General features: G+C 72.2%; 13 protein-coding genes. 3 read left to right on the forward strand and 10 right to left on the reverse strand.

Annotated elements, in window-relative coordinates:
• Positions 1–12: 12 nt before the first annotated feature.
• From QWY29_RS17435 to hisD, 8 genes are all read right to left on the reverse strand, one after another.
• Entirely contained in the window at positions 13–690 is a 678-nt protein-coding gene (locus QWY29_RS17435) for a TasA family protein (protein ID WP_300962388.1), read from the reverse strand.
• A 156-nt stretch (positions 691–846) separates the two neighbouring features.
• Positions 847–1,308: an MOSC domain-containing protein gene (locus QWY29_RS17440; RefSeq protein WP_300962389.1), complete on the reverse strand. Its 462-nt coding sequence runs from the start codon at positions 1,306–1,308 to the stop codon at positions 847–849.
• Positions 1,309–1,329: 21 nt separating this feature from the next.
• Positions 1,330–2,091, reverse strand: a complete 762-nt coding sequence (gene hisF / locus QWY29_RS17445) for an imidazole glycerol phosphate synthase subunit HisF (RefSeq protein ID WP_300962390.1) — start codon at positions 2,089–2,091, stop codon at positions 1,330–1,332.
• Positions 2,088–2,822, reverse strand: coding sequence for a bifunctional 1-(5-phosphoribosyl)-5-((5-phosphoribosylamino)methylideneamino)imidazole-4-carboxamide isomerase/phosphoribosylanthranilate isomerase PriA (gene priA, locus QWY29_RS17450; protein ID WP_300962391.1), 735 nt, complete (start codon positions 2,820–2,822; stop codon positions 2,088–2,090). Before priA ends, hisF begins: the two co-directional genes overlap by 4 nt.
• Positions 2,823–2,890: 68 nt before the next feature.
• A complete protein-coding gene (gene hisH / locus QWY29_RS17455) occupies positions 2,891–3,541 on the reverse strand; it encodes an imidazole glycerol phosphate synthase subunit HisH (RefSeq protein WP_300962393.1) in 651 nt (216 codons plus the stop codon).
• The gene (gene hisB / locus QWY29_RS17460; RefSeq protein ID WP_300962394.1) at positions 3,538–4,146 is read right to left on the reverse strand and encodes an imidazoleglycerol-phosphate dehydratase HisB; all 609 of its coding nucleotides are present in this window, start codon (positions 4,144–4,146) and stop codon (positions 3,538–3,540) included. The genes hisH and hisB overlap by 4 nt, the downstream gene beginning before the upstream one ends.
• Positions 4,143–5,267, reverse strand: coding sequence for a histidinol-phosphate transaminase (locus QWY29_RS17465; RefSeq protein ID WP_300962395.1), 1,125 nt, complete (start codon positions 5,265–5,267; stop codon positions 4,143–4,145). Before QWY29_RS17465 ends, hisB begins: the two co-directional genes overlap by 4 nt.
• Positions 5,268–5,278: 11 nt before the next feature.
• On the reverse strand, positions 5,279–6,577 hold the full coding sequence (gene hisD, locus QWY29_RS17470) for a histidinol dehydrogenase (protein ID WP_300962396.1): 1,299 nt from the start codon (positions 6,575–6,577) through the stop codon (positions 5,279–5,281).
• Between the two features lie 84 nt (positions 6,578–6,661).
• Between hisD and QWY29_RS17475 the strand changes: the two genes are divergently transcribed.
• The 3 genes from QWY29_RS17475 to QWY29_RS17485 all read left to right on the forward strand — a co-directional run bounded on the left by QWY29_RS17475 (position 6,662) and on the right by QWY29_RS17485 (position 8,342).
• Positions 6,662–7,327, forward strand: coding sequence for an LON peptidase substrate-binding domain-containing protein (locus QWY29_RS17475; protein ID WP_300962398.1), 666 nt, complete (start codon positions 6,662–6,664; stop codon positions 7,325–7,327).
• A 22-nt stretch (positions 7,328–7,349) separates the two neighbouring features.
• Positions 7,350–7,844 carry a Cys-tRNA(Pro) deacylase gene (gene ybaK, locus QWY29_RS17480; protein WP_300962399.1) on the forward strand — a complete coding sequence of 165 codons (495 nt, stop codon included), beginning with the start codon at positions 7,350–7,352 and terminating at the stop codon, positions 7,842–7,844.
• A 201-nt stretch (positions 7,845–8,045) separates the two neighbouring features.
• Positions 8,046–8,342 carry a hypothetical protein gene (locus QWY29_RS17485; RefSeq protein WP_300962400.1) on the forward strand — a complete coding sequence of 99 codons (297 nt, stop codon included), beginning with the start codon at positions 8,046–8,048 and terminating at the stop codon, positions 8,340–8,342.
• Positions 8,343–8,398: 56 nt separating this feature from the next.
• Here QWY29_RS17485 and QWY29_RS17490 read toward each other — a convergent pair whose 3' ends face one another.
• Both QWY29_RS17490 and dnaE read right to left on the reverse strand, forming a co-directional pair.
• A complete protein-coding gene (locus tag QWY29_RS17490; protein ID WP_300962401.1) occupies positions 8,399–8,965 on the reverse strand; it encodes a hypothetical protein in 567 nt (188 codons plus the stop codon).
• Positions 8,950–12,510, reverse strand: a complete 3,561-nt coding sequence (gene dnaE, locus QWY29_RS17495) for a DNA polymerase III subunit alpha (RefSeq protein WP_300962402.1) — start codon at positions 12,508–12,510, stop codon at positions 8,950–8,952. The genes QWY29_RS17490 and dnaE overlap by 16 nt, the downstream gene beginning before the upstream one ends.
• Between the last annotated feature and the right edge of the window lie 67 nt (positions 12,511–12,577).

Here is a 12,577-nt window from a genome sequence, read left to right on the forward strand (position 1 = left end):
GGTGGGGCGGGGTCAGCGGTTCTCGTTGGCGCGCTGGGTGGCGTCGAAGGTCAGGCCGATGGTGTTGGCCAGGCCCTGGAACCGGTTGTCGGCGTCGACCGGGAACTTGAGCGTCACGCGGAGGTTGGAGACCTTGGTGTCGTTGAGGGTGCCGGTCGCGATCGGCAGGGCGAGGTTGGCGCCCACGACCGGGCGGGGGGCGAGCACCTGGGTCGGGGTGGCGCCGTTGCAGCGCAGCGCGCCGTTGGTCTTGTTCGCGTCGACCTTGACCCACGCAGTGGGGCACTGGTCGACGCTGATCTGCAGGCCGTTGGTGGTGTCGGTCGACAGCAGGTTGCTGGTCGCGGCGGTGGTCGTGAGGGAGACGGTGCCGAACTTCTCGTCGTTGGCGCCGCGGGTCAGCACGACGTCGCGCTCGACGGTGTCGCCGGGGACCAGGCCGGCCGCGGCGATGCTCGGGCCCTGGGTGGCGGTGCCCTGGCCGAGGACGAGGGTGCCGGCCGCGACGGACTCGGTGGCCGAGGTCGTGGAGGTGAACGCACCGAACGTGCCCAGGCCCGCGACCGACGCGGCGCCGGCGACCAGCGCGACCGAGGCGACGAGCTTGACAGCGGTCTTGCGGTTCTTGCGGCCGGCCTTGGTGTTCTTGACGGCCTTGCGGGACTTCGGGGCGGCGGTGGTGTTCGTCATCGGGGGGGAGCCTTTCGGGAGGGGGCCGCCGGTCTCTCCGACGCCGTGGTGCTTGATGACCTGAACTCTGCCGACCTCGGATCAAGCCTCCCCCGGGCTCATCCCTGAGGTTTGTTCAAGACCCCCGCAAGTCCCCTGAGACAACGCGCCACGGCGTCAGAGCAGGGTGACGCGGTCGCCGAGGCGGATGGTTCCCGACGTGAGCGCACGGAGGATCGAGCCGCCGCGCCGCCGCAGCGCGACTGCTCCCCCGGGGCCCATCGACGTCTCCATGACCCGGCACGGCGCGGCGACGCGGACCACCTCGAGCAGCACGCCGTCCGCGCCGTCCTGTGCACCGTCGTCTCCCGGGCCGACGAGCAGCCGGGCGCCGGGGTCGGTGGGGACGTCGAGCCCCGCGACCGTGACCGTGCGCCGCGTGGCGCTCGGCGGGACGGGCCGGCCGAGCTCGGCTGCGGCCGCAGCGAGCGCCTCGACCGACTGCACCGAGACGTGCCGGTGCCTGGTGCCCCACCACCGGTCGCCGACGACGCCGCGGCCCGCGACGACCTCGATCGCGGCGCGCTCCTCCATCGCCGCGTGCCGCTCGGGCGCGACGTGCAGCGCGACCACCCTCATCGCTCGCCCGTCACCGGGCCGTCACCGGACGGGGTGGCCGGCCTCGGAGAGCGTGCGCTTGACGTCGCCGACGCGCAGCGTGCCGAAGTGGAAGACCGTGGCGGCGAGGACGGCGTCGGCGCCGGCGTCGACCGCGGGCGGGAAGTGCTCGACGGCGCCGGCGCCGCCGGAGGCGATGACGGGGATCGAGACCTCGCGGCGCACGGCCTCGATCAGCCGGAGGTCGAAGCCGTCCTGGGTGCCGTCGGCGTCCATGGCGTTGAGCAGGATCTCCCCCGCGCCGAGCTCGGCGGCGCGCACGGCCCACGCGACCGCGTCGAGGCCGGCGGACCGCCGACCGCCGTGGGTGGTGACCTCGAAGCCCGAGTCGGTGCCGGCGGCGCGGCGGGCGTCGACGGACAGCACGAGCACCTGGTTGCCGAAGCGGTCGGCGATCTCGGCGACCAGCTCGGGCCGGCGGATCGCCGCGGTGTTGACCGCGACCTTGTCGGCGCCGGCCCGCAGGAGGCGGTCGACGTCGGCCGGCGAGGAGACGCCGCCGCCGACGGTCAGCGGGATGAAGACCTGCTCGGCGGTGGCCGAGACGATCTCCATCGTGGTCGAGCGGCCCTCGTGGGAGGCGGAGATGTCGAGGAAGGTCAGCTCGTCGGCACCCTCGGCGTCGTAGACCTTCGCCAGCTCGACGGGGTCACCGGCGTCGCGGAGGTCCTGGAAGTTGATGCCCTTGACCACCCGGCCGGCGTCGACGTCCAGGCACGGGATGACCCGGACCGCGAGGGTCACTGCGCCCCGCCGCGGGTCAGGGCGAGGGCGTCCTCGAGGGTGAAGCGCCCCTCGTAGAGCGCGGTGCCGGCGATCGCGCCCTCGACGCCCTCGGGTACGAGGTCCATCAGCGCGCGGATGTCGTCGAGCGTCGAGACTCCGCCGGAGGCGATGACCGGCCGGTCGGTGGCCGCGCACACGTCGCGCAGCAGCTGCAGGTTGGGCCCGGCGAGCATGCCGTCCTTGTTGACGTCGGTGACGACGTACCGCGCACAGCCCTCGGCGTCGAGGCGCGCGAGCGTCTCGTAGAGGTCGCCACCGTCCTTGGTCCAGCCGCGCGCGGCCAGCGTCGTGCCGCGCACGTCGAGGCCGATCGCGATCCGGTCGCCGTGCTCGGCGATGATCCGCGCGCACCACTCGGGGTTCTCCAGCGCGGCAGTGCCGATGTTGACCCGCCGGCAGCCGGTCGCGAGCGCGCTCTCGAGCGACTCGTCGTCGCGGATGCCGCCGCTCATCTCCACGTCGATGTCGAGCGCGCCGACGATCTCGGCCTGCAGCTCGCGGTTGGAGCCCCGGCCGAACGCCGCGTCGAGGTCGACCAGGTGCAGCCACTCCGACCCGGCGTCCTGCCACCGGCGCGCGGCGGCGACCGGGTCGCCGTACGCCCGCTCGGAGCCGGCGACGCCCTGCGCGAGCTGGACCGCGCGGCCCTCGGTGATGTCGACGGCGGGCAGGAGCTGGAGGTAGGACATGGCTTCTTCCTGGGTCAGGGACAGGTGCAGGTCAGAGCAGTACGACGCGGGGCGGGCCCGCGCCCGGGTCAGAGCGAGGCGACCCAGTTGCGGAACAGCGCCGCGCCGGCGTCGCCGGACTTCTCCGGGTGGAACTGGGTGGCCGTCAGCGGGCCGTTCTCCACGGCCGCGACGAACCGATCACCGGCCCCAGGAGTCGAGCCCGTCTCGGCCCAGGTCACCAGCGGCGCCCGGGTGCGGTCGTTGGTGACCAGCTCCCACTCGCGCACGCCGTAGGAGTGCACGAAGTAGAACCGCTCGTCCTCGATGCCGGAGAAGAGCGTCGAGCCCTCCGGCACCTCGACGGTGTTCCAGCCCATGTGCGGCACGACCGGCGCCTGGAGCCGCTCGACCACGCCGGGCCACTCGTCGCAGCCGTCGGCCTCCACGCCGTGCTCGACGCCGCGGCCGAAGAGGATCTGCATGCCGACGCAGATGCCGAGGACCGGGCGGCCGCCCGCGAGCCGGCGGCCGATGAGCCGGTCGCCCTTGATCGCGCGCAGGCCCTCCATGCAGGCGGCGAACGCGCCGACGCCGGGCACCAGCAGGCCGTCGGCGGCCAGGCAGGTGTCGAAGTCGGAGGTCAGCTCGACGTCGGCGCCCGCGCGCTCGACCGCGCGCACGGCCGAGCGGAGGTTGCCGGACCCGTAGTCGAGGACCGCGACCTTCGGTGCGCTCACAGAGCACCCTTGGTCGACGGGATGCCCGTCTCGCGCGGGTCGAGCGCCACGGCGTCGCGGAACGCGCGCGCGAACGCCTTGAACTGCGTCTCGACGATGTGGTGCGGCTCGCGGCCGGCCAGCACGCGCACGTGCAGGGCGAAGTGGCCGTGGAAGGCGATCGACTCGAAGACGTGCTGGGTCAGCGAGCCGAGGTACGCCGGCGTGCTGCCGCCGAGCTGGACGTACTGCTGCCCCTCCGGCTCGCCGGTGTGCACGCAGTAGGGCCGCCCGGAGACGTCGACGACCGCGTGGACGAGCGCCTCGTCCAGCGGCACGGTGGCGTCGCCGAAGCGGCGGATGCCGACCTTGTCGCCGAGCGCCTGGCGCAGGGCCTGGCCCAGCGCGATCGCGGTGTCCTCGGTGGTGTGGTGGGCGTCGATCCAGTGGTCGCCCTCGGAGTGCACGGTGAGGTCGACCAGGCTGTGCCGCGCGAACGCGGTCAGCATGTGGTCGTAGAAGCCGATGCCGGTGGAGACGTCGTGGCGGCCGGAGCCGTCCAGGTCGACCTCGACGAGCACCTTCGACTCGCTGGTCTGCCGCTCGATGCGTGCGGTCCTGCTCATGGCTGTCCCTCTTCCGTCTCGGTCACGTGCGCCAGCACGTCGGCCAGTGCCTGCTGGAACGCCGCCATCTCCTCGGGTGTTCCGATCGAGACCCGCAACCAGCCGGGCGGGCCCACCTCGCGCACCAGCACGCCGTGGTCCAGCAGGCCCTGCCACACAGCATGACGGTCGGCGAAGGCACCGAACAACACGAAGTTCGCGTCGCTCTCGGCCACCTGCAGGCCCTGCTCGCGCAGCCAGGTCACGGTCCGGTCCCGCTCGGCGCGCAGGTTGTCGACCTTGCCGAGCAGCTCGGGGGCGTGCCGCAGCGCGGCCAGCGCGGCCGCCTGGGTGACCGCGGAGAGGTGGTAGGGCAGCCGCACGACGCGGATCGCGTCGCAGATCGCCGGGTCCGCAGCGAGGTAGCCCAGCCGCAGCCCTGCGGCGGCGAAGGCCTTGCTCATCGTGCGGGTGACGACCAGGTTGCGGTGAGTCGGCAGCAGCTCGAGCGCGCTCGGGACACCGGCGCGCCGGAACTCGCCGTACGCCTCGTCGACCACGACCAAGCCCTGCGGCTCGTAGGACGCCGCCGCCTCGCACAGCACGGTGACCGCCTCGGGCGGCAGCGCCGTGCCGGTCGGGTTGTTCGGCGAGGGCAGCAGCACCACGCTCGGCCGGTGCTCGCGCACCAGCGCGGCGGCCGCGTCGAGGTCGAGGGAGAAGTCGTCCTCGCGGCGCCCCTGCACCCACTCGGTGGAGGTGTCGCGGGCGTACTCGGGATACATCGAGTACGTCGGCGCGAAGCTCAGCGCCGAGCGGCCCGGCCCGCCGAAGGCCTGCAGCAGCTGCAGCATCACCTCGTTGGAGCCGTTGGCCGCCCACACCTGCTCGACCCCGATCCCGTGCGGGGTGTCGCGCGCGAGGTAGTCGGCCAGCGCGGCGCGCAGGGCGACGTGCTCGCGGTCGGGGTAGCGGTGCAGCCCCCGGGCGGCCTCCGCGACCGACGCCGCGATGTCAGCGACGCAGGCCTCGGAGGGGCCGTAGGGGTTCTCGTTGGTGTTGAGCTGGACCGGCACGTCCAGCTGGGGGGCGCCGTAGGGCTCGAGGCCGCGCAGCTCCTCCCGGATCGGGGGGAAGGTCATCTCGGCCCCGGTCAGCCCTGGAACCGGACCCGCACCGCGGCGCCGTGGCCCGGCAGGTCCTCGGCCTCGGCCAGCGTCACGACGTGGTCGGCCACCTCGGCGAGCGCGTCGCGGGAGTAGTCCACGACGTGCACCGACTTGGTGAACGCGCGCACCGAGAGCCCCGAGGAGTGGCAGGCGCAGCCGCCCGTGGGCAGCACGTGGTTGGAGCCGGCGCAGTAGTCGCCGAGGCTCACCGGGGCGTGCGGGCCCACGAAGATCGCGCCGGCGTTGCGCACCCGGGCGGCCCAGCCGGCTGCGTCCTCGGTCTGGATCTCGAGGTGCTCGGCGGCGTAGGCGTTGACCACCTCCAGCCCCTGCTCGAGGTCGTCGACGAGCACGACGCCCGACTGCGGGCCGGTCAGCGCGGTGCGGATCCGCTCGGTGTGCTTGGTGGCCAGGACCTGGGTCTCCAGCTCGGCCTCCACCGCGGCGGCCAGCCGCTCGGACGGCGTGACGAGCACGGCGCCGGCCAGCGGGTCGTGCTCGGCCTGGCTGACCAGGTCGGCGGCGACGTACGCCGCGTCGGCGGTGTCGTCGGCGAGGATCGCGATCTCCGTCGGACCGGCCTCGGAGTCGATGCCCACCAGGCCCTTGAGCAGACGCTTGGCGGTGACGGTGTAGATGTTCCCCGGACCGGTGACCAGGTCGACCCGCTCGCACGGGCCGGTGCCGTAGGCGAACATCGCGATCGCCTGGGCGCCGCCGACGGCGTACACCTCCTCCACCCCGAGCAGCGCGCACGCCGCGAGGATCGTCGGGTGCACGGCGCCGCCGAAGTCCTTCTGCGGCGGGGAGGCGAGCGCGATCGACTCGACGCCGGCGACCTGAGCGGGCACGACGTTCATCAGCACGCTGGAGACCAGCGGCGCGAGGCCGCCGGGCACGTAGAGGCCGACGCGGCGGATCGGCACCTTGCGGTGCGTCACGCGGGCGCCCGGGCCGAGGTCGGTGACGGCGTCGCGCTCGAGCTCGGCCTCGCAGGTCGCGCGCAGGCGGCGGACGGACTCCTCCAGCGCGGCGCGGATGTCGGGGTCGAGCCGCTCGAGCGCCTCGGTCGTCGCGCCGGCCGGGACGCGGAGCTCGTCGAGCTCGACGCCGTCGAACCGGCGGGCGTACTCCTTGATCGCGTCCACGCCGCGGGTGCGCACCGCCTCGCAGATCGCATGCACCGCGGGCACCGCTGCCTCGACGTCGAAGTCGGCCCTCGGGACGACGTCGCGGTAGTCGACGGAACCCTCGGTCCCGCGCAGGTCGATGCGGCGGATCATGGCCCGATCCTACGTTCGCGCGCCCCACCGCCCCGAACCGGTGACGCTGGCCGGACGGGCCCGGGCGCGCACTAGGTTGGACCCGTGACCGACACGCTGCCGATGTTCCCGCTCAACGCGGTGCTCTTCCCCGGCGTCAGCGTGCCGCTGACCGTCTTCGAGGACCGCTACCGCGCGCTCGTCCACCACCTGCTGCGCGTGGAGGACCCCGCCGAGCGGGTCTTCGGGTCCGTCGCCATCCGCGAGGGCTACGAGGTCGGCGACCACGGTGCCCAGTCGCTCTACCGGATCGGCGTGCGCGTGCAGCTCACCGAGGTCGAGCCGCACCCCGACGGCTCCTTCGACGTCGTCGCGGTCGGGCTGGACCGCATCGAGCTGGACCACCTCGACCCGACCGGGATCTTCCCCGTCGGGCACGTCATCGACCGGCCCGAGCCGACCAAGCCGGTCCCCGACTCGCTGCTCGAGCAGGCCCGCGCCACCTTCGTCGCCTACCGCGCGGCGCTCTCGGAGATCCGCACCGACCCGTACGACGGCACGCTGCCGCGCGACCCGTCGTACCTCTCCTGGACGCTGGCGGCCTGCGCCCCGCTCCCGATGCCCGAGCGCCAGATGCTGCTCGAGGCCGAGGACGCCGAGGAGCGCCTGGTGCTGGTCACCGACCTGCTGCGCACCGAGCTGCGGGCGATGAACGTGATCCCGTCCCTGCCCGCCACCGACGTGGCGCGCACCCGTTGGTCGCCGAACTAGCGGTCCCGACACCCGAGGAACCATGGCGAAGAAGAAAGCCGCCCGCGCGGGCGGCACGCCCGCGACCGTCGCGCTGAGCGCTGCGGGGATCGCGTTCACCACCCACGAGTACGAGCACGACCCCCGCGCGGCCTCCTTCGGCCTCGAGGCCGCCGAGGCGCTCGGGCTCGACCCGGCCTGCGTGTTCAAGACCCTGATGGCGAACGTCGACGGCAAGCTGGCCGTCGGCATCGTGCCGGTCGACCGCCAGCTCGACCTCAAGGCGCTCGCCCGGGCGCTGGGCGGGAGCAGGGCTGCGATGGCCGACGTCGCGGCCGCGGAGCGCGCCACCGGGTACGTCGCCGGCGGGATCTCGCCGGTCGGCCAGAAGCGCCCGCACCCGACCGTCGTCGACGCGACCGCGCTCGACCACCCGACGGTCTACGTCTCCGGAGGGCGGCGCGGGCTCGACCTCGGCCTCTCCCCCACTGACCTGGTCGCGGCCACCTCGGCCGTCGTCGCACCGATCGCGCGCTGACCGCGGACCCGCGTCCGCCCCACGTGGCCGGGCCGTGACCGAGGACACGTGTGGTCGGCGCCCTACCGCCCCGTCGGGTGAGGCTCGCCCCGGTCGGGCGTCGGGCACCTCCTGCTGTCCGGTCCGCCGGACTTCCCCCGACGTGCTTCGCAACGGGTCGACATGGGGTCGGTCCGCGAGAGCACACCCAAGGAGCAACACATGGCAACGACCAACGACACCGCCGGCACCGGCCACACCGCCACCCGCCGGATCAGCACCGAGACCAAGGCGTCGTTCAAGACGACCGAGCTGATCGCCTACCTCGCCGCCGTCGTCGGCGTCCTCATCGCCTCGGCGGTCGTGGACGCCTCGGACTTCGGCGCCCAGGAGGCCTGGTTCTACGTCACCCTGCTGACGATCGGCTACATGGTCAGCCGCGGTCTCGCGAAGTCCGGGAGCCGCGACTTCTACGACGACGAGCAGGGCCGTGACACCCGCGGTGCGCACCAGCACTGACACCTGCTGCGACCAGACCGCCCCCGGCTCCCTGAGCCGGGGGCGGTCTGCGTCTGCTAGCCGGGACGGTGGCCGGTCGGCCGCTTGGTGGTGACGAGGAAGACGACCGCCGTGCCGACCAGCGCGCCGCCGGGGAGCGCGAGCCAGGCGTGCGGCAGGTCGACGACCAGCGCGCCGTCGAGCTCGGTGCCGTCGGCGGCCGTGCGGGCGAGGACCTGCGGGTCCGGCGGGCCCCACTCCAGCCCGAGGCGGAGCATCAACCAGCCCCCGAGCGCCGCGCCGACGAGCGTGGCCGCCAGGGTGACCAGCTCGGAGCGGTCGAGGAGGTAGGCCGTCGCCGCGCCGACCAGGAACCCGGTCAGCACCGCCACCAGCACGTAGAGGCCGGTGCCGGCGAAGGAGTCGCGCAGGCCCGCCTCGTCGGTCAGCCACCGGCCGTCGCGGACCACGCCGGCCGGGGGCGACCACAGCTGGAACCAGATGACGCCGGCGACCAGGCCAGCCAGCGCCAGCGCGGCCACGACGAGGAGCGCCTGCACCACCAGCACCAGGACCGGCGAGCGGCGCGCGGACGCCGCCGCACCGGCCCGGTCGCGGGACGGCGCGGTCAGCTGGTCAGGCACCCGGGCCCCAGCAGCTGCTTGAGGTCGGCGAAGAGCGCCGGGCTCGGCGTGACGCGGTGGTGGTCGCCGATGCGCATGACCAGGGTCTTGTCGCGCATCAGCACGCGCAGGTGCACCTCGGTCATGCCGGGATGGGTGGAGAGCACGTCCTTCAGGTGAGCGACGACATCGGTGTTCACACGCGTCTGCGGCACCTTGATGACCACGGGCCCGGACGGGCCGTCGGAGATGTCGGGGACCGTCACCTCCTGGCCGTGGATCTCGGGCTGGTCCTTGCTGCGCGAGAGCCGGCCCTTGACGGTGAGGATCGCGTCCTCGGTCAGGTAGGTGCTCGCCAGCTGGTAGGAGCTGGGGAACAGCAGCACGTCGATGCCACCGTCGAGGTCCTCCAGCGTGATCATCGCCCAGGCGTCGCCGCGCTTGGTGATCTTGCGCTGCACCGAGGTGACCAGGCCGCTGACCGTGATCGGCGAGCCGTCGGAGCGGTCCTCGTCGAGCATCAGCTGGCCGATGGAGCAGTCGGTGCCGTTGGAGAGGACGTGCTCCAGGCCGAGCAGCGGGTGGTCGGAGACGTAGAGACCGAGCATGTCCCGCTCGTGGCCGAGCAGGGTCATCTTGTCCCACTCGTCGAGGTCGGGCACGGTCACCGAGATGCCGAACCCGCCGCCGGAGTCGGCGTCCATCCCCCCGAAGAGCGAGTCCTGCCCGATCGCCTCGTTGCGCTTGATGTCGACGTACTGGTCGACCGCGGTCTCGTGGATGGCGACCAGCGCCCGGCGCCGGTGGTTCATCTCGTCGAAGGCGCCGGCCTTGATCAGCGACTCCACGACCCGCTTGTTGCAGACGTGGGCCGGCACCTTCTCCATGAAGTCGTTGAAGTCGGTGTAGCGGCCCTTCTCCTCGCGGGCGGCGACGATCCCGTCGACGACGTTGCCGCCGACGTTGCGGACCGCGGTGAGGCCGAAGCGCACGTCGGTGCCGACCGGGGTGAAGTTCGACGCCGACTCGTTCACGTCCGGAGGGAGCACCCGGATCTTCATCCGGCGGCACTCGTTGAGGTAGATCGCGGACTTGTCCTTGTCGTCCTTGACCGAGGTGAGCAGCGCGGCCATGTACTCGGCCGGGTAGTTGGCCTTGAGGTAGGCCGTCCAGTACGACACCAGGCCGTACGCCGCGGAGTGGGCCTTGTTGAAGGCGTAGTCGGAGAACGGCAGCAGGATGTCCCACAGCGTCTTGACCGCGGCCATGGAGTAGCCGCGCTCCTGCATGCCGGCCGAGAAGCCGGCGAACTGCTTGTCCAGCTCCTCCTTCTTCTTCTTGCCCATCGCGCGGCGCAGGATGTCGGCCTGGCCCAGGCTGTAGCCCGCGAGCTTCTGCGCGATGGCCATGACCTGCTCCTGGTAGACGATCAGGCCGTAGGTCTCGCCCAGGATGTCCTCGAGCGGCTCGGCCAGCTCGGGGTGGATCGCCTCGACCGGCTCGCGACCGGTCTTGCGGCGGGCGTACTTGTTGTGGGAGTCCGCACCCATCGGGCCGGGGCGGTAGAGCGCGCCGACCGCGGAGATGTCCTCGAAGGTGTCGGGGCGCATCGAGCGCAGCAGGGCGCGCATCGGGCCGCCGTCGAGCTGGAAGACGCCGAGCGTGTCGCCGCGCTGGAGCAGGCGGTACGTCGCCTCGTCGGTGAGCGGCAGGTCCTCGAGCACCACGGTCTCGCCGCGGTTCATCGCGATGTTCTTCACCGCGTCGTCGAGCACGGTGAGGTTGCGCAGCCCGAGGAAGTCCATCTTGATCAGGCCGAGGCCCTCACAGGTGGGGTAGTCGAACTGGGTGATCATCGCGCCGTCGGCGGGGCGCTTGAGCATCGGGATGATGTCGAGCAGCGGCTCGCTGGACATGATCACGCCGGCGGCGTGCACGCCCCACTGGCGCTTGAGGCCCTCGATGCCGATCGCGGTGTCGACGACCTTCTTGACGTCGTTGTCGGCCTCGTAGAGCGAGCGGAACTCGCCGCCCTCGCCGAACCGCTTGTGCTCGGGGTTGAAGATCTCCTGGAGCGGGACGTCCTTGCCCATCACCGCGGCGGGCATCGCCTTGGTGATCCGGTCGCCCATCGCGAACGGGTAGCCGAGGATGCGGCTGGAGTCCTTGACGGCCTGCTTCGCCTTGATCGTGCCGTAGGTGATGATGTAGCTGACCCGGTCGTCGCCGTACTTGTCGGTGACGTACCGGATGACCTCGCCGCGCCGGCGCTCGTCGAAGTCGATGTCGAAGTCGGGCATCGAGACGCGGTCGGGGTTGAGGAACCGCTCGAAGATCAGGCCGTGCTCGAGCGGGTCGAGGTCGGTGATCCGCAGCGCGTAGGCGACCATCGAGCCCGCACCGGAGCCTCGGCCGGGGCCGACGCGGATGCCGTTGTCCTTGGCCCAGCCGATGAAGTCGGCGACGACGAGGAAGTACCCCGGGAACCCCATCTGGGTGATGACGCCGAGCTCGAACTCCGCCTGCTTGCGCACGTGCTCCGGCACGCCGGCCGGGTAGCGCCTGGCGAGGCCGACCTCGACCTCCTTGACCAGCCAGGAGTCCTCGCTCTCGCCCGGCGGGCAGGGGAACTTCGGCATGTACTTGCCGACGGCCTCGGAGAACTGCACGTCGCACCGCTCGGCGATGAGCAGGGTGTTGTCGCACGCCTCGCGCAGCTGGTACTTGTCGACCCACAGCGCCCGCATCTCCTCGGCGGACTTCAGGTAGTAGCCGTCGCCGGAGAACGCGAACCGCTGGCCCGGGCCGTCGCCGGCCGGGATGTCCATCGTGGAGCCGGAGTTGATGCAGAGCAGGTGCTCCTGGGACTTGGCGTCCTCGCGCATCACGTAGTGGGAGTCGTTGGTGGCCAGCAGCGGGATCTTCAGGTCCTTGGCCAGGCGCAGCAGGCCGTCGCGGACCCGGTTCTCGATGTCGAGGCCGTGGTCCATCAGCTCGAGGAAGTAGTTCTCCCGGCCGAGGATGTCCTGGAACTCGCCCGCGACCTTGCGCGCCGCGTCGTACTGCCCATAGCGCAGGTGGACCTGCACCTCGCCGGACGGGCAGCCGGTCGTGCCGATGATGCCCTTGCCGTGCTGGGCCAGCAGCTCGCGGTCCATGCGCGGCTGCTTGAAGAAGCCGTCGCGCCAGGCTCCGGTCGAGAGCCGGAAGAGGTTGTGCATGCCCTCGGTCGACTCCGAGAGCAGCGTCATGTGGGTGTAGGCACCGCGGGCCGAGACGTCGTCGGGGCCGCCGTCGTAGAAGTTGACGCCCTTGCGCTCGAAGCGGGAGATGTTGGGCGTGAAGTACGCCTCGATGCCGATGATCGGCTTCACGCCGGCGGACTTGGCCTTGGAGTAGAACTCGTAGGCGCCGAACACGTTGCCGTGGTCGGTCATGGCCACCGCGGGCATCCCCAGCTCGGCCGCACGTCCGGTGAGCGCGCCGAGGCGGGCCGCCCCGTCGAGCATGGAGTACTCGGTGTGGACGTGGAGGTGGACGAACGAGTCCTTCGAGCCGGTCGACATCGGCGGTATCGAGCTCCTCTGGGTCGAAGCGGCGGTAGGGCAGCACCAGCCACCGGGTGGACGGCCC

It is taken from the genome of Nocardioides abyssi, from assembly GCF_030412915.1.
In the GTDB taxonomy this organism is placed as follows: Bacteria; Actinomycetota; Actinomycetes; order Propionibacteriales; family Nocardioidaceae; genus Nocardioides; species Nocardioides abyssi.